16 protein-coding genes are annotated in these 22,724 nt (G+C 40.5%); 8 read left to right on the forward strand and 8 right to left on the reverse strand.

All coding sequences use genetic code 11. The features are described from left to right. The first annotated feature begins 54 nt into the window (after positions 1–54). Positions 55–1,500, forward strand: coding sequence for an amino acid permease (locus tag IPMB12_RS07780; RefSeq protein ID WP_166916555.1), 1,446 nt, complete (start codon positions 55–57; stop codon positions 1,498–1,500). Between the two features lie 241 nt (positions 1,501–1,741). On the opposite strand, the gene infA is transcribed toward IPMB12_RS07780, so the two are convergent. The 8 genes from infA to IPMB12_RS07820 all read right to left on the reverse strand — a co-directional run bounded on the left by infA (position 1,742) and on the right by IPMB12_RS07820 (position 10,290). Further along, complete coding sequence (gene infA, locus IPMB12_RS07785; protein ID WP_025315083.1) at positions 1,742–1,960, reverse strand: translation initiation factor IF-1; 219 nt, start codon at positions 1,958–1,960, stop codon at positions 1,742–1,744. Between the two features lie 122 nt (positions 1,961–2,082). Then, positions 2,083–2,727, reverse strand: coding sequence for a nicotinate-nucleotide adenylyltransferase (nadD, locus tag IPMB12_RS07790; RefSeq protein ID WP_166916557.1), 645 nt, complete (start codon positions 2,725–2,727; stop codon positions 2,083–2,085). Beyond that, positions 2,720–3,745: a DNA polymerase III subunit delta gene (gene holA / locus IPMB12_RS07795; RefSeq protein ID WP_166916558.1), complete on the reverse strand. Its 1,026-nt coding sequence runs from the start codon at positions 3,743–3,745 to the stop codon at positions 2,720–2,722. The genes nadD and holA overlap by 8 nt, the downstream gene beginning before the upstream one ends. Next, positions 3,745–4,266: an LPS assembly lipoprotein LptE gene (gene lptE, locus IPMB12_RS07800; protein ID WP_166916560.1), complete on the reverse strand. Its 522-nt coding sequence runs from the start codon at positions 4,264–4,266 to the stop codon at positions 3,745–3,747. The genes holA and lptE overlap by 1 nt, the downstream gene beginning before the upstream one ends. Before the next feature lie 64 nt (positions 4,267–4,330). Beyond that, complete coding sequence (gene leuS, locus IPMB12_RS07805; RefSeq protein WP_166916562.1) at positions 4,331–6,913, reverse strand: leucine--tRNA ligase; 2,583 nt, start codon at positions 6,911–6,913, stop codon at positions 4,331–4,333. A 380-nt stretch (positions 6,914–7,293) separates the two neighbouring features. Then, complete coding sequence (locus tag IPMB12_RS07810; protein WP_166916563.1) at positions 7,294–7,593, reverse strand: AtuA-related protein; 300 nt, start codon at positions 7,591–7,593, stop codon at positions 7,294–7,296. A gap of 1 nt (position 7,594) precedes the next feature. Further along, on the reverse strand, positions 7,595–8,932 hold the full coding sequence (locus IPMB12_RS07815) for an acyclic terpene utilization AtuA family protein (RefSeq protein WP_166916565.1): 1,338 nt from the start codon (positions 8,930–8,932) through the stop codon (positions 7,595–7,597). Positions 8,933–8,976: 44 nt separating this feature from the next. After that, complete coding sequence (locus tag IPMB12_RS07820) at positions 8,977–10,290, reverse strand: CitMHS family transporter (RefSeq protein ID WP_166916568.1); 1,314 nt, start codon at positions 10,288–10,290, stop codon at positions 8,977–8,979. 391 nt (positions 10,291–10,681) lie between these two features. Here IPMB12_RS07820 and IPMB12_RS07825 point away from each other — a divergent pair, with 391 nt between their 5' ends. From IPMB12_RS07825 to IPMB12_RS07855, 7 genes are all read left to right on the forward strand, one after another. Further along, the gene (locus tag IPMB12_RS07825) at positions 10,682–11,578 is read left to right on the forward strand and encodes a LysR family transcriptional regulator (protein WP_166916570.1); all 897 of its coding nucleotides are present in this window, start codon (positions 10,682–10,684) and stop codon (positions 11,576–11,578) included. Positions 11,579–12,521: 943 nt separating this feature from the next. After that, positions 12,522–13,844 carry a chromosome partition protein MukF gene (mukF, locus tag IPMB12_RS07830; RefSeq protein WP_166916572.1) on the forward strand — a complete coding sequence of 441 codons (1,323 nt, stop codon included), beginning with the start codon at positions 12,522–12,524 and terminating at the stop codon, positions 13,842–13,844. Positions 13,845–13,926: 82 nt separating this feature from the next. Then, positions 13,927–14,616 (forward strand): chromosome partition protein MukE, encoded by a 690-nt coding sequence (gene mukE, locus IPMB12_RS07835; RefSeq protein WP_407704080.1) that lies wholly within the window; start codon positions 13,927–13,929, stop codon positions 14,614–14,616. A 2-nt stretch (positions 14,617–14,618) separates the two neighbouring features. Further along, on the forward strand, positions 14,619–19,025 hold the full coding sequence (gene mukB, locus IPMB12_RS07840) for a chromosome partition protein MukB (RefSeq protein ID WP_166916574.1): 4,407 nt from the start codon (positions 14,619–14,621) through the stop codon (positions 19,023–19,025). Positions 19,026–19,110: 85 nt separating this feature from the next. After that, positions 19,111–19,410 (forward strand): putative periplasmic lipoprotein, encoded by a 300-nt coding sequence (locus IPMB12_RS07845; RefSeq protein WP_166916576.1) that lies wholly within the window; start codon positions 19,111–19,113, stop codon positions 19,408–19,410. Positions 19,411–19,497: 87 nt separating this feature from the next. Beyond that, on the forward strand, positions 19,498–20,112 hold the full coding sequence (locus IPMB12_RS07850; RefSeq protein WP_166916578.1) for a hypothetical protein: 615 nt from the start codon (positions 19,498–19,500) through the stop codon (positions 20,110–20,112). Positions 20,113–20,407: 295 nt separating this feature from the next. Continuing rightward, a complete protein-coding gene (locus IPMB12_RS07855) occupies positions 20,408–22,666 on the forward strand; it encodes an aconitate hydratase (protein WP_166916580.1) in 2,259 nt (752 codons plus the stop codon). Positions 22,667–22,724: the final 58 nt, after the last annotated feature.

Raw genomic sequence — 22,724 nt, forward strand, 5'->3', positions numbered from 1 at the left:
CGTGAAAATTTGTTAGAATTGCCGACCATTGATTGAAAGTAACTTGAGTAGATAATGCCAAAAAAATTAAAACGTGACTTAAAAGCCCGCCATTTAACGATGATCGCCATCGGTGGTTCGATCGGTACCGGGCTGTTTGTTGCCTCAGGTGCAACAATTGCACAAGCTGGCCCGGCAGGTGCTTTGCTCTCCTATATGATCATTGGTTTAATGGTCTATTTCCTGATGACAAGTTTAGGTGAACTGGCGGCGTATTTACCTGTTTCAGGGACTTTTGCCACTTATGGTTCTCGTTATGTGGATGAATCATTTGGTTTTGCGATCGGCTGGAACTACTGGTATAACTGGGCTATTACAGTAGCCGTTGACCTTGTAGCAGCACAATTAGTGATTTCCTACTGGATTGACCTTGACCACTCCCTTAGCTGGCTATGGAGTGCATTATTCTTAAGTATTATCTTTGGTCTAAACTACATTTCAGTAAAAGGCTTTGGTGAGGCTGAGTTTTGGTTCTCTCTAATTAAAGTTGTTACAGTTGTTATCTTTATTATTGTCGGCGCACTGATGATTTTTGGTATTTTGCGCGGGGGAGAAGGGGCTGGCTGGCATAACTGGACGATTGGTGATGCACCATTTGTGGGTGGATTCTCATCAATGATTGGGGTTGCCATGATAGTTGGTTTCTCATTCCAGGGTACTGAACTTATTGGTATTGCTGCTGGTGAATCTAAAGATCCAGAGAAAAATATCCCTAAATCGATGAAACAGGTATTCTGGCGTATCTTATTATTTTATGTGCTGGCTATTTTTGTGATCAGTTTAATTATCCCTTATACCGACCCAAATCTGTTACGTAATGACGAAACCGATATTAGTGTGAGTCCGTTTACACTGGTATTCCAAAATGTTGGTTTACTATCAGCAGCTGTGATTATGAATGCAGTTATTTTAACTTCTGTTCTTTCTGCGGGTAACTCTGGCTTATATGCATCAACCCGTATGTTGTATGCCTTAGCTAAAGAAGGTAAAGCACCTAAGATTTTTGCGCGTATCTCTAAATCAGGTGTGCCAAGAATGGCTTTAGTTGCCACAACAGTCGTCGCTATGCTGTGCTTCTTAACCTCTTTCTATAAAGATCAGGCGGTTTACCTGTGGCTACTTAATCTGTCCGGTATGACTGGCTTTATTGCCTGGTTGGGTATTGCTATCAGCCAATATCGCTTTAGACGCGGTATGATGATTCAGGGACGTGATTTAAATCAATTACCTTATAAAGCGAGTCTGTTCCCGTTTGGACCGGTATTTGCTTTTGTGCTATGTTTAATCATTACTCTGGGTCAAAACTATCAGGCATTTTTAGAAGATAAGATCGACTGGAATGGTGTGGTTGCAACGTATATCGGTATTCCATTATTCTTAGCGATCATGTTTGGTTATAAGATTATTAAGAGAACCAAATTCGTTCGCTATAAAGATATGGATTTTACCAGAGATTATTAATCAATTTAATGGGCGAGAGTAGTGGTACTTTTTGCCCATTTTATCAGCTAATGCCTGCTAATTACTCTTCTTAGTAACCAGAGCTATTGATTAATATTTTATAAATTGCAGATAGCACAAAGCACGGCTAATACCGTGCATCACTCAGACAATGTTTTCTTCTTTTCTGTTATCTTGGTAAAACTTCAAAAACAGATATATTCTTGATTATTGCAGGAATAGAACTTGCTTTGAATTGCAATTAACGGCTACGGAAGATGATACGTGCTTTAGATAAGTCATAAGGTGTCATTTCAACAGTCACTTTATCGCCAGTTAAAATACGGATATAGTTCTTACGCATTTTTCCTGAAATGTGAGCTGTAACTACGTGACCATTTTCCAGTTCAACACGGAACATCGTGTTTGGTAATGTATCAAGAATAGTGCCTTGCATTTCAATATTGTCTTCTTTAGCCATTTAATCCTCTAAAGTAAATTAAAAATTATGATATAACAGCGCGTGATAATGCCCAAAAAATGTCCTGATGTAAAGGTCTTTCTTAAGGATCGAGTGAAAAATCTCAATAACGCTGCAATTGGTTAAATATATAACTGGTTTTGTTGAATATATTGCCAGACTTTTTCTGGTAATAGTGTGTGATAATCTTTTTGTTCTCTGATCTGTTGTCTGATTTCTGTGGCAGAAATATCTTCTAGTGGAGTATGTGCCAGATAGAGATGACCATGTGGTTTTTGATGTAGCAGCGCTATATCTTGTGTCTGGTGTTGTACGATCCATTCTTTCAGCTCCGGGCTCTCGGTTTGAGCTGTAAAACCGGGACGACGACAAACCAGTAAATGACAATAATTGAGCAGCTCCCGCCAGCGCTGCCAGGAAGGTAAACTAAGCAGGGAATCCTGACCAATAATAAATGCCAGAGAAACATCCATTCCATGTTCTTTCCGCCACTCTTCCAGTGTATCTATTGTGTATGAAGGTTTATCTCTGTTAAGTTCGCGCATATCAATCGTAAACAGTGGATTACCTTCAATAGCCAGTTTTAACATAGCGACGCGCTGAATTGGTGTCGTATCTGGTTGTTGTTTATGGGGCGGAATATGATTAGGTAACAAATTGACCTGAGTTAAACCCACCTCTTTTGCCAGCGCCATTACCGGAAGTAAATGACCATTATGGATGGGATCAAAAGTACCACCAAAAAGTGCATAGAGTTGTTTAGGCATTAACCGGTTTTCCAATTAATAACAGGCTCAGTGATTCCAGCTCTCGCCAGATTTCTGTGCTGTAATCCTGTTTTAATGAAATTTCAATCTGTGTCAGTTTATTTAGTGCCTGATAAAGATCGTGTAGTGCTAAACGATTTAGAATCTGAGTGAAAAGAGGGCGGCGATTCTGCCAGACTTTATATTGATCAAAGGCCTGCCTGACTGGCATTGACGATCTTTTTAAATTAATTAACAGCAGCAATTCTCTTTGTATGGTCCGCAGTAAAATCAGCACTTCCACTTCATTCAGTTTTAGTTGCTGTAAAATATGCATGGTTCGCTTAGTTTTACCAGCCAGAATGGCATCTATCCAGTGATAGGGCGTAAAAATTGCTGAATCATTAATATTATTTTCGATCTGCTCAAAAGAGACTTTTCCCTCTGGGAACAGCAGAATCAATTGCTCAAGGATTTGAGACAGCGCCAGTAGATTACCTTCGTAATAATAGCTGAGCAGCTCAATCGATTGTGGTTCTAATTTTAAACCTTTCGCTTGTGCCTGTTGATTCAACCATTGAGGTAAACCGGCAGTATCAGGTGCAGTGCAATTAACCCATAAACTTTGTTCTGACAGCGCTTTAAACCAGACACTATTTTCTTGTGGCTTAGTGATTTTGCCTAGGGATAAAATTAAAGCGATATCCGGATTTAGTAAGGGAATAAGCTCATTTAATTTAGCTGTGATGGTAGTATTTACACCGTTTTCACCAAATAACAAAACCAGTAATGTCTGGCTAGAGAACAGACTGAGGGATTGACAATGGTCATAAATCTTATTCCAGTCTGTCTGAGCATCAATAGTGAAGATATATTGTTCTTCAAAGCCAGCTTGTTTTAAGTTTTGTTGTAGAACGGTTTGTGCCTGATGCTGTAAATACGGTTCAGTACCGACCAGAAAATAGTAAGGCAGCAATTTTTGTTGCTGCTTTAAACTGTCTAATTTACTGGTGAGTTGTTCCGTATTAATTTTAATCATTATGGATTTTGTTTTTGCTCTGCAACATCAACAGATTTTAGTTTTCGTACCAGTTGCTCTGCTGCCTGTTGATACATTTCACGGGTAATCATACCTTGTTCTGTATCTTTTGCCAGAGCTGCTGCCGGGTTATCAAAGAAGGTTTTAAAAATCTTCACAGTAATTGGATGGATATCATCACCAGCAATCACAATTTGGGCATCAACCGTCAGAATTAATTGATATTCAGCTGCTTTACCATCCTGATAAATAGAGATGGTATTTTTAGACATGTTATCACCGGTTAAACGTAGTGAAGGGATATTTTGATTTAAGTGATCTTCTGTTATGGTCACACCATTATCTCTTAACGCTGTTTTCACTTCACGCGCGAGCTGACCATAAGGGTCAGCGCTATAAAACGTTAAGGTTTTAAATTGCTCCGGAATTTCAGCTGTACTTGATAAATGAAACCCACACCCGGATAGTGCCAAAACTGCAGTCAGGCATAACCATTGGTATTTTTTAATCAGAAAAAACATTGTTCACCTACATTCTTATTAACTTCTCATAAGAAACTTATTTGTTCCTTATGAGAAATTGAATTTAACCAACTACCACGTTCAGTAATTTACCAGGGACATAGATCACTTTACGGATCGTCACACCCTCAAGGTATTTTTGAATATTTGGTTCTTGTTTAGCGATGTCTGTCACTTGTGCTTCTGTCGCATCTGCTGCAACAGTGAGTTTAGCACGTACTTTACCATTGATTTGTACGACGATCAGTTTTTCATCTTCAACCATTGCTGATTCGTCAGCAATCGGCCATAGTACGTTATCAATTTCAGTCTGATTGCCCAGCGCTTTCCACATAGCAAAACATGCATGAGGAATGATCGGGTAAAGTAAACGCACGATATTGTTTAGCGCCTCATCCATCAGTGCACGGTCTTGGGCTGATTCAAGTGGAGCTTTTTGTAAGCGATTCATCAGTTCCATGACAGCAGCAATTGCGGTATTAAATGTCTGACGACGACCAATATCATCGGTGACTTTAGCAACAGTCTTATGTAACTCACGACGCAGAACTTTTTGCTCATCATTTAACTGGCTTACATCAAGTGCTGGTGCTTTACCTTGCTCTGTATGTTCATACACTAAACGCCATACACGTTTAATAAAGCGGTTGGCACCTTCAACACCAGATTCTTGCCACTCAAGCGTCATATCGGCTGGTGAGGCAAACATCATAAACAGACGAACGGTATCAGCGCCGTATTTTTCAACCATGTCTTGTGGATCGATACCGTTATTTTTTGACTTAGACATTTTGCTCATGCCGGTATAAACCAGTTCACGACCCTCTTGATCTAATGCTTTAACGATACGGCCTTTTTCATCTCGTTCAACATTTACTTCTGTTGGCGAAACCCAGACACGGCTACCTGTTGCAGAGGTATAGTAGAATGAATCTGCCAGTACCATGCCCTGACATAGCAAGCGTTTTGCCGGCTCGTCAGAATCAACCAGACCGGCATCACGTAGTAATTTATGGAAGAAGCGGAAATATAATAAGTGCATGATCGCATGTTCAATCCCACCGATGTATTGGTCAACAGGCAACCAGTAGTTAGCTGCTGCTGGATCAAGCATACCTTGATCGTAGTGCGGGCAGGTATAACGCGCATAGTACCAGGAAGATTCCATAAAGGTATCAAAAGTATCTGTTTCACGTAGAGCAGGCATACCATTTACCGTTGTTTTTGCCCAGTTTGGATCTGCTTTAATCGGACTGGTAATACCGTTCATTTGCACGTCTTCCGGCAGAATAACAGGTAACTGGTCTTCTGGTGTTGGAATGACAGTACCATCTTCCAGAGTCACCATTGGGATTGGAGCACCCCAGTAACGCTGACGAGAGACTCCCCAGTCACGCAGGCGATAGTTCACTTTACGTTGGCCAGCATTTAAGCTAATGATTTTATCAGCGATAGCATTGAAAGCCTGATCAAAATTAAGTCCATCAAACTCACCAGAGTTGAAAAGAATTCCGTGTTCAGTATATGGGCCTTCTGACAGGTCAGGTGTTTGACCGTCGCTATTTAAAATAACTGGTTTGATTGGTAAGTTGTATTTTGTGGCAAATTCCCAGTCACGCTGATCATGGCCTGGAACCGCCATAACTGCACCTGTACCGTATTCCATCAGAACAAAGTTAGCGATCCAGACCGGAATTTTTTCACCATTTAATGGATTAACAGCGTAAAAACCAGTAGCGATCCCTTTTTTCTCCATGGTTGCCATATCAGCTTCAGCCACTTTAAGAGTTTTAAATTCTTCAATTGCTGCTGCGATTTTGCTATTTGCTTTCGCTGCAAGTTGAGCAAGTGGATGATCAGTTGCCACCGCTAAATAGCTGGCTCCAAGCAGGGTGTCCGGACGAGTTGTATAAACGCGGACTTTTTCTGGGTAGTTTTCAACTACAAAGTCGATTTCAACACCTTCTGAACGGCCGATCCAGTTGCGTTGCATGGTTTTCACTTGTTCAGGCCAGCTTTCAAGGGTATCTAAGTCATTTAATAGTTCTTCTGCGTAGGCAGTAATTTTAATGAACCATTGTGGGATCTCTTTACGCTCAACCGGAGTATCACAACGCCAGCAGCAGCCATCGATAACCTGTTCATTTGCGAGTACAGTTAAATCGGTAGGACACCAGTTAACAGCAGATGTCTTTTTATAGACCATGCCTTTTTCATAAAGTTTAGTGAAGAACCATTGTTCCCAACGATAATAGTCAGGATCACAGGTGGTGACTTCACGCTCCCAGTCATAACCAAAACCAAGTAATTGTAATTGGTTTTTCATGTAAGCAATGTTTTCATAGGTCCATTTAGCCGGTGCAGTATTATTTTTTACCGCAGCGCCTTCTGCAGGCAGGCCAAATGCATCCCAACCAATTGGTTGCAGAACGTTTTTACCCATCATACGTTGATAACGAGAAATAACATCACCGATAGTATAGTTACGCACGTGACCCATATGGAGACGACCCGACGGGTACGGAAGCATCACGAGACTATAAAACTTCTCTTTGTTTTTATCTTCTGTTACGTGAAAGGTTTTATTTTCATGCCAGTGTTTTTGTACGGCAGACTCTATCTCTTCGGGGCGATATTGTTCTTGCATAATAACTCTACATCCTATATTTCTGGTGATTTTTTACTACGTCTCAAAATAATCTGTCAATTGTATTGTTTAATGAGGCAAATTGAAATAATTGTTTTCTATTTGTTGCAGTTATTTTCAAGGAAATGGGTTAAATCAGTAACAAAAAAGTAATGAATAAAAAAGAGGATTTAAAAAATCAGTAAATTTAAAGATTCATAAAGTGATTTAAAAGAGTAACTATTTAATTAATATAAATAATTAGTTAAAAAGACTAGTTTGTAACTCTTTGATTAATAAGCGGAAATTTATTGATTAACTAGTTGTGTGCTAATTACAAACACAAATAAAAAAGAGGGAATAATCCCTCTTTTTACTATTAACTCACTATTTAAATTGAACTAAATATCCATATTTAAAATAGCTGCACTCAGGCCTTTACCATGCATATCATGCGCTAAAGTACGAGTTACTCCGCCACCCAGTGCGTTGTACATCACAAAGTTTAGGGCACCAATATTTGGTAACTCATAACGGACAACTTCACCTTTGACGATATCAGAGAAGAAGTCCTTCACTTTTTCTGCCGTTAGCGCGGCTTTGATTTTCTCATAATCTTTGCTGTCATAAGCGATCACAGAGATATTAGAAATATTCCCTTTATCACCAGTACGGGAATGTGCGATTTCACGAAGTTTCATTTTATACCTCCAAATAACTGACAGTGGTTTTAACTAAATTACGAGCAAGTAGTGTTGAATCCATCGCAACAATCTCTTTAACAGATTTAAATGCTCCACCACCGCCAGCTGGACCATTGGTATAAAGGGTTTCAACTTCATTACCAATTGTTGCTGCTTCTTCTTTAGTTGCAAAGCGTGCTGCAACACGCGCTCTGACCTCATAAGGTTTGCTTTCTTTAGAGAGTTTTTCACCATGTAAAGAGTTAACACCAATTAAATCAAAACGAATTTCCTGTGGTTTAACCTGACAAATATCTAAGCGCTCCTTAACAATCTCAAGTGCCAGCTGGCCACGCTCAACAGCGCCTGGGCCTGCGTAACTAATTTCGCCTTCACCAATAAAGCCATCAGTATAGCCAACAGAGACTTTCAGTGTGTCTGTACGTGCTCTGCCAGTTGCTCCTTTGACAGCGACCTGATCTTTAGCCACCTGAGTAAACGTAATTCCGGTAAAATCAGCCACAACATCAGGCGTGATATAAGCATCCGGTTTATGGATCTCATACAGAAGTTGCTGCTTACAGGTGTCAACAGTAACGCAACCTCCTGCATCAGCCACTTTAGTAATAACTGCATTACCATCTTCGGTTATCTCAGCAATCGGGAAGCCAAGACGAGCTAAATTAGGTACGTCACGGAAACCTGGATCAGCAAAATATCCACCAGTAATTTGACCTGCACATTCAAGTAAATGACCAATTGCCGTACCTTTGCCTAGCTTATCCCAGTCATCAGCCAGCCAGCCAAATTCAAACATCATGGTAGATAAGAACAGTGACGGGTCTGAAACACGCCCCGCAATCACAATGTCAGCCCCTTGAGTCAGAGCTTCAACCAGTGGTTTGGCGCCTAAATAAGCATTAGCTGAAATAATTGTTTTGCCTGATTTTGAGATAACACTGCCAGCTTCATCCAGTTTAGAATCTTGCTGAATAATCGTGTTATACACATCATCACCTTCAACAATGGCGATTTTAAGATTTGATAAGCCTAAATCTTTAGCGATTGTTTTAGTCAGCTCAGCCGCTGCTCTTGGGTTTGCAGAGCCCATATTGGTGACAATTTTAATCTTTTTAGCCGCACAGATTGGTAGTACTGCTTTCATACGTGCTGCTAAAAGCTCATTAAAACCTGCATTAGGATTTTGTTTCTTTTGACGCTGACCAATAGCGATCGTTCTTTCCGCCAGACATTCAAAAATTAAGTAAGAGATATCACCTTTTTGAGCCAGTTCAATGGCTGGTTCTACCCGGTCTCCACCGTAGCCTGCACCACAACCAATTCTAATTTTTTTCATAACAATTTACCTTTATTCGATTTAATTTGTCTTTTGTGCGTCTGTTATATCGGGAATACTCCAAACACTACGCACGCAAATGTCATAATGATGGAAGCTAACCATAAAATTGGAATACTGAATTTTTGGTGATCAGCTAAGTCAACGCCAGCAAGGCTTACCAGTAAGAAAGTGGCTGGTGTTAATGGACTAACAGGGAAACCAGTAGTCATTTGTCCCATAATTGATGCCTGAGCAACCTGAATTGCAGGAACACCCAGCATTTCAACGGTATGAGCCACAACTGGCATAATGCCAAAGTAGTAAGAATCAGGATCGAAGACTAAACTTAAAGGCATTGAAATAATACCGGTGATAAACGGTACATGTGATGCAAAGCTTTCTGGTACAAAGTTAACCGCTGCTTCTGACATCGCTTTTAACATACCAGAACCACCCATAATGCCGGTGAAAGCACCTGCTGCAAATAGAATACTTGCCATCATTAGTGCAGCTTTGGCATGAGCATTAATACGCTCAGATTGCATTTTTACATTTGGATAGTTAATGATTAGCGCAAGTGTTAAGGCAATCATAAATGCCACTGTTGGAGAGATTTTGGTAAATACCATGGTGCCAAGAACAGCAACAACCAGTAAAATGTTGACCCAGAATAGATGTGGGCGACGTAATTTCTTCTCTTCTTCAGTCAGCTCTTTCTCATGGAATTGGTCAGAAGAACCACTCGCAATAGAGAAGCCACCAGCTAAACCAAGGCGTTTTTGTTCTTTCTTGCCCCAGTAATAGCCCATAAAGATCATGAATGCCAGACCACAAAGTTGAGCAGGAATAAGCGGTACAAACAGATCGTGAGTTGAGATATTTAAAGCACTCGCAGCACGAATCATCGGTCCAGTCCAAGGCAGGAAGTTAACACCGGCACTGAGTGCGGTAATCCCGATCAGCATGCGTTTATCCATACCTAATTTGTCAAATAGCGGTAGCATAGTTGGGACAGTAATTAGGAACGTTACTGCACCGTTACCATCAAGGTGGGCAATTAGCGCTAGAATCCCGGTACCAATAATGATACGAATAGGATTCACACCAACAAAACGCAAGATACGTTTAATAATTGGGTCAAACATACCGGCATCGGTAACAACACCAAAGAACGTAATAGCAAAAACAAACATCGCCGCCATTGGCGCCAGTTTAGTAATGCCTGATACGATATATTTTGGTGTTTCCAGACCACAACCAGCGATCAGTGCCCCAATTGTCGGTATTAAAATTAATGCCGCAATGGGTGACATTCGTTTTGACATGATGCAGTACAAGAGTGCTGCTATCGTCAAAACCCCGATAAGAGCTAACATAGATTCTCCTTATAATGTAATGATGAGTTGTAACTTTGGAGAAGATTTTTAGGGATTTAAGGCAATAAAACTAATCGAAAAACAAAATAGAGTTATCTGTTTTTTCAATAACATCCATCTATTTGCAATTCAAATAAATTAATTGAACGATTAAATAAATAATATAAATAAAAAACATCAATACATTCATTAAGTTAAATAAAGAAGATAAAAACTGAATCTAACTTTATTGAATTTTTTATTTATTTACGTCACAGAATTAAAAAGTCACTTTTGATAACTCGTCCAAAAATGGAGTAACTATGTTAAAGTGACCGCAACTTAAGGATTGACACACAAAAACCAGGAACGTTTATCCATTTAACAAATAAATATGAGATAACTGACTGATATGAATCTATCTATAAAGCAATTACGTGCTTTTTTGGCTCTGGCTGAAGCGGAAAACTTTACCCGGGCATCAGAGAAAGTAAATTTATCCCAACCTGCTTTTAGTGCACTTATTGCTTCACTCGAACAAGAGATTGGTTATCGATTATTTGATCGTGATACTCGTAAAGTTCAGTTAAATAGTGACGGGCTGCATTTTATCGAACTCGCTCGTACAATGGTACATACTTATGACAATACTGTGAATGAGATCAGAGTTCGTTCCAAAGGTGAAGAAGGCCGGGTGACTTTAGCCGTTTTACCATCTATTGCGGTGCAGTGGGTGCCAGAGTTACTGGTCGAATTTAATAAGCAAAATCCGAATATTCATGTAGAGCTGATGGATACTCAGTGGGATCGCTGCTTGCAATCTATTATCAATCATACTGCTGATTTGGCTTTGACGGCAGGTACGCCATCCTTAAATGAGCTGAGTTCTGAAGTGTTATTTTCAGATAATTTTTATTTGATTTGTCATAAGGATCATCCCTTAGCCAGTAAAGAATATGTAGAACTTTCTGATCTTGAGCATCAGCCACTGATTGCCTTTTCTCAGGGGACAAGTATTCGTATCTATACTGACCAGTTAATTCAGTTTCATAATATCCGGTATATTCTGGAAGTTCGTCAGCTCACCACAATGATGGGAATGGTGGCTTCTAATTATGGTATTAGCATTGTTACCGGGTTGACACTGTTTCAATTCGAACATCACAATATTGCGATCGTGCCTTTTAAGGATGTGTCGCTACGCCGGGCGGTATATCTGATTAAAAGTCGGGATAAAACATTATCGATTCCGGCGCAAAAGTTATATGACTTTATTAAAGAGAGTGCAGAGAAGAAATTTCAGGCGTAGTTTTAATTTAGTTTTGTGTGGCGGGGAGCACACCCCGCTGGCGTGTATTTTTTTGTATCGTGTTTGTTATCTGCATTGGGTTTAGGGCGGACTGCACCGCCCATGCGCAATAGCTTTTGTTCTGTGTTTACTCTCAGCTTGGTATAAGTGCCATGGTTCAATAGAATTCTCGAGAAGAGATGCAAGTGTGCCATCGCGAATTCTATTGAACCATGGCACTTAGTAGATTTTCTCAACCTCTTTTAAAAACACAAATACTTTTTCCAAAAGTAAGACGATTAATATCGTTTTGATATGTGTATATAATTAATAAATACAAAATATAGAAGTTAATAAAATCAAGTGGTTAAAATTTGAATTTATATATTTAACTTATTAATATTGAAAAATTTTTTCTTCTTTGTTCTTTTTGATTCAAACGGTGAAGTGTTGATTGATGGAGAGCGTACCTCATAGGTCTTAGCGAGCCCTCGAGCGGGAGCCTATGGGGTGCGGTAGGCCATCAAACCTACGGAATCAGCAGCCACACTCCCAAAAAACATACCCGGGGGATGTATCCCCCGCAACATACCATGCTAATACAAACACAGAATAAGCCTGATTGTATATTGCGCCCAGGCGGCGCAGTCCGCCCTAACCGAATGCTAATAGCAGACTCAAAACAAAGAACACGCAGAGCGGGGCGTGCTCCCCGCCCAAACACCATGCTAATAACATTTACCCCTCAAGAAACCTTCACCCAATGGTAATGAATCTCCTCAAATATCTCCTTAAAAATTAAATCGTTATTTTTAAATGTTAACTTCTTCTCGTAATTTGCTTGAATCATTACAATTTTTTGCCGATTTGTTATATAATCTCCGATTATTTTGCCTGTAATTTGTACTTAGTTGTATAGACGTTTACAGAGTTGGCTTAGGCTGAAAGTTTATAAGGGTTATATATGAGCGATTTTTCCCAATCAGTACCAGAACTGGTAGCTTGGGCAAAAAAGAATGATTTCTCCATTTCGTTACCAACAGAGCGCCTGGCGTTCCTGCTTGCTATTGCGGCGCTGAACGGTGAGCGATTTGATGGTGAAATGAATGAATCTGAACTGGTTGATGCTTTCAGACATGTCAGTAAAGGTTTTGAACAGAGTCAGGAAACAATTACCGTCCGTGCGAACAATGCCATTAATGATCTGGTTCGTCAGCGACTGATTACGCGTTTTACCAGTGAACTTACCGATGGCTTATCTATCTATCGACTAACACCACTTGGGATTGGTATTACCGATTACTATATCCGCCAGCGTGAGTTTTCAACTCTTCGTCTGTCTATCCAGTTATCGATTGTGGCTCAGGAATTAAAACGTGCCGCAGATGCTGCTCAGGAAGGTGGTGATGACATTCACTGGCATCGTAACGTGTTTGCACCACTTAAATATTCTGTGGCTGAGATCTTTGACAGTATTGATATGACTCAGCGCATCATGGATGAGCAACAAAGTGAAGTGAAACAAAATATTGCCGCACTGCTCAGTCAGGACTGGCAAGCTGCCATTAGCAGCTGTGAATCATTACTTTCAGAAACATCCGGTACGCTGCGAGAACTACAAGATACGCTGGAAGCAGCAGGGGATAAGCTACAAGCCAGCTTACTTCAGATTCAGGATGCAACCATGTATGACCCTGAACTTGAACGTGTAAATAACGTTGTTATCGATTTGCAGGGTAAACTAGACCGAATTATTAGCTGGGGTCAGCAAGCGATTGACCTCTGGATTGGCTACGACCGCCATGTGCATAAATTTATCCGAACGGCTATCGATCTGGATAAAAACCGAATTTTCTCTCAACGTTTACGTCGTTCCATTCAAAGTTATTTCGATCTACCGTGGACACTTACTGTGGCTAACGCAGAACGCTTGCTTGATATGCGCGATGAAGAGTTATTGCTCAGAGATGCAGAAGTAACCGGTGAGTTACCTTCTGAACTCGAATTTGAACAAATTGAAGAGATTCAAGAACATATTATCGCTCATATCGAGCAAAATCTGTTGGTCTTCCGTGAAGCGGCAAAACCACTGGATATGGGAGCGTCGATTCGTAGCTATCTGGCACAATTCCCTCGTTCCCAACACTTTGATATTGCACGTCTATTTATCGATCAAGCGATTCGTTTAGGCGTAGCAGATGCTGACTTCTCAGGAGTTCCTGCGCAGTGGCAACCGATTAACGATTATGGAGCTAAGGTACAGGCACATGTCATCAATACATACTGAAGAACAAATGGATATTGAAGAAGCATTAAACAGGGATGAGAAACCGGGTTCACCTGCGGTGAGTCAAAATTTATCAACCTATATGCCGGTTAAGCTGGCTCAGGCTATTGCCAATTCACTGTTCCCTGAACTTGATAGTACGCTGCGTTCAGGTCGCCATGTTGGTATTGATGAGCTGGATAATCATGCATTTTTAATGGATTATCAGGCTGAGCTTGAGCAATTCTATCAACGCTATCATGTTGAATTAATTCGTGCACCGGAAGGGTTCTTCTACCTGCGTCCGCGTTCGACAACACTTATCCCGCGTTCGGTATTGTCTGAGCTGGATATGCTGGTTGGTAAAGTACTTTGTTATCTTTACCTCAGTCCTGAGCGTTTAGCGCATGAAGGTATCTTCTCTATCAATGAGCTATACGATGAACTCATGGGACTGGCTGATGAAGGTAAATTATTAAAACTGGTAAATAACCGTTCAACCGGTTCAGATTTAGATCGTCAAAAATTACAAGACAAGGTTAGAACATCACTTAATCGTTTACGTCGTTTAGGTATGGTGTTCTTTATTGTTGGTAATGACAGTAGCAAGTTTCGTATTACTGAATCAATTTTCCGCTTTGGGGCCGATGTTCGTAGTGGCGATGATGCACAGGAAGCGCAATTACGTATGATTCGTGATGGTGAAGCAATGAAAATTGAAGGTTCATTATCTCTAGCTGATGATGAAAGTAGTGAAGAAAATAGTCAGGATAATGAGGGGATAGAGGAATAATTATGATCGAACATGGTAAATATCACTCATTAACACTAATTAACTGGAACGGTTTCTTTGCCCGTACTTTTGAGCTGGATGAGCTTGTTACAACTCTATCAGGCGGTAATGGTGCCGGTAAATCAACGACGATGGCAGCTTTTGTTACTGCGTTAATTCCTGATTTAACTTTACTTCACTTCCGTAATACCACTGAAGCAGGCGCAACCAGCGGTTCAAGAGATAAAGGCTTACACGGTAAGTTACGCCCGGGCGTTTGTTACTCATTACTTGAAGTGGTGAATTCTCGTCATCAACGTATTATTTGTGGTGTTCGTCTGCAACAAGTTGCCGGTCGTGATAAGAAAGTGGATATCAAACCATTTATTGTTCAGGGCTTACCGACCAATATTCAGCCAACCGAGATGGTGACAGAGCGTTTGGCTGAACGTCAGGCCAGAATCTTATCTTTACCTGAATTGAAAGACCGTATTGAGTCAATGGAAGGGGTTCAGTTTAAACAATTTAACTCTATTACTGACTACCACTCATTAATGTTTGATTTTGGCGTACTGCCAAAACGTTTACGTTCTGCATCTGATCGTAGTAAATACTATCGTCTGATTGAAGCATCACTTTATGGCGGTATTTCCAGTGCTATTACCCGTTCTCTGCGTGACTACCTGCTGCCAGAGAATAGTGGTGTACGCAAAGCATTCCAGGATATGGAAGCTGCACTACGTGAAAACCGGATGACGCTGGAGGCGATTCGAGTCACTCAGTCTGACCGTGATCTGTTTAAACATTTAATTACTGAGTCAACTAACTATGTTGCCTCAGATTATATGCGTCATGCCAATGAGCGTCGCGTGCATATTGAAGAAGTGCTTGGTTACCGTAAGGATCTGTTTGATACCAAGCAACAGTTAGTTAATGATCAGTATCGTCATGTTGAAATGGCGAAAGAGTTACAGGAATATACCGAGTCTCAGTCAGATTTAGAGACAGATTATCAGGCTGCCAGTGACCATTTAAATTTAGTTCAGACGGCGATGCGTCAGCAGGAAAAAATTGACCGCTATCAATCAGATTTAGATGAACTCACTTATCGTTTAGAAGAACAAAGTGAAGTTGTGAGCGAGTCCAATGAACAGTATTTAGAGTATCAAACGCGTTCAGAAGAGACAGAACAAGAAGTTGATGAGATCAAAACGCAATTGGCTGATTATCAGCAGGCGTTAGATGTTCAGCAAACTCGTGCGATTCAATATCAACAGGCTCTACAGGCACTGGAAAACGCTAAAGAAGTTTGTCAGCTGAAAAAACTTTCTACAGAGAATGTTGAAGAACACCTAGCCAAGTTTAAACAAGTTGAGAAAGAAACCACTGAACTGGTTCTGCAACTGGAACAAAAACTAAGCGTAGCAGATGCTGCAGTCACTCAGTTTGAACGTGCTTATGAACTGGTGGTTAAACTGGTTGGTGAAGTGACACGTGGTGAGGCATGGCAGGCGGCTCGTCAGACGCTGAAAGAGTGGCCTTCCCATAGTTATCAGGCAGAACGCGCTGAAAATCTGCAACTGCAACTGGCTGAGCTGGAACAGCGTTTTTATGAGCAAAAAGAAGCTGAAGAACGTTTAGCTCAGTTCTCAAAACGTTTTGAGCGTAACATTTCGGTCGAAGAATTAGATGATTTACAGCAAGAACTGGAAGCGAAGCTGGAAAATGCTTCTGCAAGTGCAACGTCATCAAGTGAACAACGCCTTGAGTTGCGTCAGGAACTAAATCAGATTCAAACCAAAGTTCGTGAGTTTACCGAGAAAGCACCAGCCTGGTTAAAAGCGCAGGAAGCCTTGATTACTCTACGTGAGCAATCAAATAAACCGCTTAAAACTAATCAACAAGTGACTGAGTATATGCAGTCTCTACTTGAGACTGAACGTACGCTTACTGTTGAGCGCGATAGCGTAATGGGTAAACGTAAAATACTTGATGAGCAAATTGAACGACTCAATCAACCAAATGGTGCTGAAGATGGGCGTTTAAATGCGCTCGCAGAACGTTTTAACGGTGTTTTACTGTCTGAAATTTATGATGACGTGACTATTGAAGATGCGCCGTACTTCTCTGCGTTATATGGTCCGTCAAGACAGGCGATTGTGGTTCCTGATCTGTCTGTGGTCAGAGCACAACTGGAGTCACTGGAAGACTGCCCGGAAGATCTTTATTTCATCGAAGGTGATCCGTCATCATTTGATGATAGCGTTTTTGATAACGAAGAGATGGAAAATGCAGTTCTGGTTAAATCGGGTGATCGTCAGTGGCGTTATTCCCGCTTCCCGGAAGTACCTTTATTTGGTCGTGCTGCGCGTGAGACTCGCTTAGAAGTATTAACTGCTGAGCGTGAAGTGCTGGCTGAACAATACGCCACACTCTCTTTTGATTTACAAAAAACGCAGCGTGTACAACAAAATGTTAGCCAGTTTATTGGTGCTTATTTATCTGTCGCGTTTGAAGCTGATCCGGAAGCGGAGATGCAGAAATTGTCGGCACGTCGTGTTGAAATTGAACGTCAGTTAAGTAGTCAGGAAAATCAGGACAAACAACATCAGGTACAGGTTGCTCAGTTAAAAGAGCAATTAAGTAGTCTGAATAAATTAACACCTTATTTACATTTGCTGGCAGATGATGATTTAGCGGATCGTGTTGATGATTTACGTGATGAGCTTAGTGAAGCTCAGGAATCAGTTGACTTTGTGAAGCGTAATCGTGATGTCATTGCAGAGCTTGAACCACTTGTGCCGGTACTGCAAAGCGATCCTGAACAAAATGATGAACTACATTCTCAGTATGATGAGATTAAAGCCAAGCAACGCGTGGCTAAACAGCAGGTGTTTGCTTTAACCGAAGTTGTACAGCGTCGTGCTCATTTTGGTTATGCTGATTCAGCCAGTATGCTGACAGAAAATTCAGACCTGAATGAGAAATTACGCACACGTCTGGAACAAGTTGAAAAAGAACGTACTGAAGCACGTGATAAAGCTCGCCAATATCAGGCTCAATATAATCAATATAACCAAACTTTAGTATCACTGAAGAGTGCTTATGATACTAAACGTGATATGTTGAATGAGCTGAAACAAGAGATGGAGCAAATTGGTGTTAAAGCCGATACTGCAACTGAAGAGCGTGCTCGCGTTCGCCGTGATGAGCTGCAACAAAAAGTGAATAGCAACCGTTCTCACAGTAATCAGTTAGAAAAACAATTGATGATGTGTGAAAACGAAATGGATCAATTGCAGAAGAAAGTCCGTAAAGTTGAGCGTGATTATCAGCAATTACGTGAGCAGGTGGTTCAGGCTAAAGCTGGCTGGTGCTTGGTTCTGCGTATGGTGAAAGAAAATGGCGTTGAGCGTCGTTTACATCGTCGCGAACTGGCTTATTTAAATGCAGAAGATTTACGTTCTATGTCGGATAAGGCGCTGGGTTCTCTTCGTCAGGCGGTGGCAGATAATGAGCATTTACGTGATGTATTGCGTCTGTCTGAAGATGCAAAACACCCTGAGCGTAAGATTCAATTCTATATTGCCGTTTATAGCCACTTGCGTGAGCGTATCCGTCAGGATATTGTCAAAACAGACGATCCAATTGAAGCTATTGAGCAGATGGAAATTGAGTTGTCTCGCTTAACTGAAGAGTTAACCGGGCGTGAGCAGCAACTGGCTATTAGTGCTAAGAGTGTGGCTAATATTATTCGTAAGACGATTCAGCGTGAGCAAAATCGCATCCGTATGCTAAATCAAGGGCTGCAAGCTGTAGCATTTGGTCAGGTGAATGGTGTTCGTCTGAATGTGAACGTACGAGAAACCCATGCAACGTTATTATCGGTTCTGGCTGAGCAACAAGATGAGCATCAGGATCTATTCACCAATAATCGTATGACGTTCTCAGAAGCACTGGCGAAGCTTTATCAGCGTCTGAACCCACATATTGATGTTGGTCAGCGTACTGCACAAACCATTGGTGAAGAGTTACTTGATTATCGTAACTATCTGGAACTGGATGTTGAAGTTAACCGTGGTGCAGATGGCTGGTTACGTGCGGAAAGTGGTGCACTATCAACGGGTGAGGCTATCGGTACAGGTATGTCAATCCTTCTGATGGTTATTCAAAGCTGGGAAGAAGAGTCTAAACGTTTACGTAGTAAAGATATCTCTCCATGTCGCTTATTGTTCCTTGATGAGGCAGCGCGTCTGGATGCGAAATCTATTTCGACCTTGTTTGAACTTTGTGAACGTTTGGAGATGCAGCTGGTTATTGCGGCACCAGAGAATATCAGTCCGGAGAAGGGGACAACATATAAATTAGTGCGTAAAGTCTTTAATAATCAAGAGCATGTACACGTTGTTGGTTTAAAAGGGTTTGCATAACAGAAGATAATTTGACTTAGGTCAACCTTATACATAAAATTGGCTCGTTTGTAGGTTGTTTCAATAACACGAAAAGGGAATAAAAATGAAAAAAGTATTAATGCTAGTGGTAGCAGTAACATTGTTAGCAGGTTGTGGTGCGAATAAACATGATGAGATGAGAACTCAACGTCTTACTGCTCAGGAATTAGGGCTTGCATCAACAGATGAAGTAACTCTTTCTAATGTAAAAGAAGGTGAAGCGGATGCTTTAGGTGGTAAACGTATTACGTTTAATGCAAGAACCAATAAAGGCCGTAACTTTGCGTGTTCTTACCTTTCAACACCAGCACTTTTACCGTTTGATGCTCCATCAATTAGTGACTTTAAATGTCAGCCTAAGTAAAAATAGCTATCATTATTAAGAAATATGTCCAATTTATCGTTTAACTAATAGATAAATTGGGCTTTTTTATAAATTTTTGAGGTGAACATGAAGAGTATAAAGTTTATTCTGATAGCGCTTGCTGCGGTTGTATTAGCAGGTTGTGGAGTCAGCCAATCTTATGAAGAAGATCCAAAAGCTTTCTCAACTGGAGTCACAATTGTTACTAAAGAACAGGTTTATGCCTGGGGCTCAAGAACTAAATATGAGTTAAAAGATAAAGATGGAATGAGCTATGATGTTTATTCTGATCTTGATATTTATAATGTAGGTGATTGCGTGACATTATGGCAATCAAGAAATCGTAGTTATTGGCAGTATCCTCGTATTACTCCGGCACAAAGCAATTGTCAGGCTGCAACTAAGCAACAAGATGTGGGTGACAACTTTGTTTATTCAACAAAAAATGGTGTTACTGCAAAGCAAATAATTAGCCTCCATTTTGATGCATGGCTTGGTGCTTCAGCTAATGAAATTATGTCAGCCTGGGGTGTACCGGATAAGCAATCTTCTGCCGATGGTGTTTCGTATTTAGGCTATGTTTATAATTCATATGATCCATATGGTAATCGCTCTTATTGCGACTTAACCTTTACTGTTAAGAAAGGTGTAATGACCAATTATAAGTGGAGTGGTAATGACTGCGGTGAGTTTTTAAGATAACGATATAGTAATTCATTTATAACGTTATACACTGGTCAGCAAGGCGATTATTTATATAATCGCCTTTTTTATTTCTTTATTTCTGGTTTTATTCCCATTGAATACTTGTTTTTTCTGGTAAAAACGGGCAAATTAATTGAGTTATTCATAATTAATCGTAAAAACAGCATTGTTTTTCACTTAATAAGTAGCTAGCATACTAAATATTGCATTTTTAAACATAAAAAATGAATAAATATACAATTCATTGATGTTCTTTTACTCTAATTCACATAATAAGCAATGAGCGTGTAACATGGTATTTGATATTGATTTAATTAAGAAAATTTATCTGGCTTATCCAAATAAAATTAGTCATATTCAGGCAACGTTAAAACAACCTCTAACACTAACTGAAAAAATTCTTTATGCTCATCTGTCCGAAGGTGAGGAAATCAAACTGTATCAACGTGGTGTTGATTATGTTAATTTTGATCCGGATCGCGTTGCGATGCAGGATGCAACAGCGCAGATGGCATTATTACAGCTAATGAATTCAGGACGTGATCGTGTTGCTGTACCTTCTACTGTTCATTGTGATCATCTTATTCAGGCTCATAAAAATGCTTATGAAGATTTAATTGTTGCCGAGAATGGTAACAAAGAGGTCTATACGTTCCTGCGTGATGTATCAAATAAATATGGTATTGGTTTCTGGAAACCGGGGGCTGGCATTATTCATCAGGTTGTCCTTGAAAATTATGCGTTCCCGGGTGGGATGATGATTGGTACTGATTCACATACTCCTAATGCAGGTGGGCTGGCAATGCTCGCTATTGGTGTGGGTGGTGCTGATGCAGTAGACGTCATGGCAGGTATGCCGTGGGAATTAAAAATGCCAAAAATTATTGGTGTTAAGCTAACTGGTAAACTTTCTGGTTGGTCTTCTGCTAAAGACGTGATTTTAAAACTGGCGGGTATTTTGACTGTAAAAGGCGGGACTAACGCTGTTATTGAATACTTTGGTGAAGGAACTCAATCTCTGTCTGCCACCGGTAAAGCCACAATTTGTAATATGGGTGCAGAGGTTGGTGCAACAGCATCTATCTTCCCATTTGATGATAAATCTATTAATTATTTAAATATTACTGGACGCAAAGAAGTTGCCGATCTGGCTAAATCATTAATGGCGTGTTTTACGGCTGATGATGAAGTCATTAAACAACCGGAAACTTATTATGACCAACTGATTGAAATTAATTTGAGTGAACTGGAACCTTATGTAAATGGTCCGTTTACTCCGGATTTAGCTCATCCTATTTCAAGCATGGCTCAGGCTATCAAAGAGGGTAATTATCCTGAAAATATGGAAGTAGGGCTGATTGGCTCCTGCACTAACTCTTCTTATGAAGATATGAGTCGTGCGGCAACAATTATCAAAAATGCTCAGGATTTAGGTATTGAGATGAAAGCTCAGCTGATTATTAATCCGGGCTCAGAACAAGTACGTTATACTGCTGAGCGCGACGGTATTTTAGCTGTCTTTGAGAAAGCAGGTGCAGTCATTATGGCTAATGCTTGCGGGCCTTGTATCGGGCAATGGAAACGTGAAGGAGCAGAGAAAGAACAACGTAACTCCATCGTCACTTCATTTAACCGTAATTTTGCCAAACGTAATGATGGTAATCCCAATACTTATGCGTTTGTCTGTTCACCTGAAATTGTTGCAGCCCTATCAATTGCAGGCAGCCTGAGTTTTAATCCTATGACGGATACTTTAGTCAACAAAAAAGGCGAGAAAGTTAAACTGGCAGAGCCGGTTGGTGATGAATTACCGAAAGATGGCTTTAGTGTTGAAGATGCAGGTTATATCGAGCCTATTGCGGATGGTAGTAAAGTTGAAGTGGTTATTGCTCCTCATTCTGAGCGTTTACAGAAGCTGGCTCCGTTTGCCCGCTGGGACGGTAAAGATATTATTGAACAGCCACTCTTGATTAAAGTCACAGGTAAAGCGACAACTGACCATATCTCTATGGCCGGTCCGTGGCTGCGCTATCGCGGTCATTTAGATAATATTTCTAACAATATGTTAATTGGTGCCGTTAACGCATTCAATAATAAAACTAATAGTGTGCTTGATACTGAGAGCAAAGAGTATATTGCTGTTCCGGCATTAGCGCGTAAATATAAATCAGCAGGGCTGGGCTCTATTGTTATTGCTGAAGAAAACTATGGTGAAGGCTCTTCTCGTGAACATGCCGCTATGGAACCACGCTTCTTAAATGTGAAAGCAATTGTCGCTAAATCCTTTGCCCGTATTCATGAAACGAACCTGAAAAAGCAAGGCATGCTGGCTTTAACGTTTTCTAATAAATCAGATTATGACAAGGTAAGAGAAAACGACAAGATCAGTATTGTTGGTCTGACAACATTTAGTCCGGGTAAAAATCTGACTATGGTGTTAAATCATAGTGATGGTACTGTTGATAAAGTTGACGTTGTGCATACTTATAACGAGGCTCAAATTGAGTGGTTTAAAGCAGGTAGCGCACTAAATAAATTAAAAGCGCAATAAGATTCTGATTGTTGTGCTTAAAGCCGGATTATGCCGGCTTTTTTAGCCATTATGAGCT

It is taken from the genome of Zophobihabitans entericus, from assembly GCF_011745665.1.
Lineage (GTDB): Bacteria > Pseudomonadota > Gammaproteobacteria > Enterobacterales > Orbaceae > Zophobihabitans > Zophobihabitans entericus.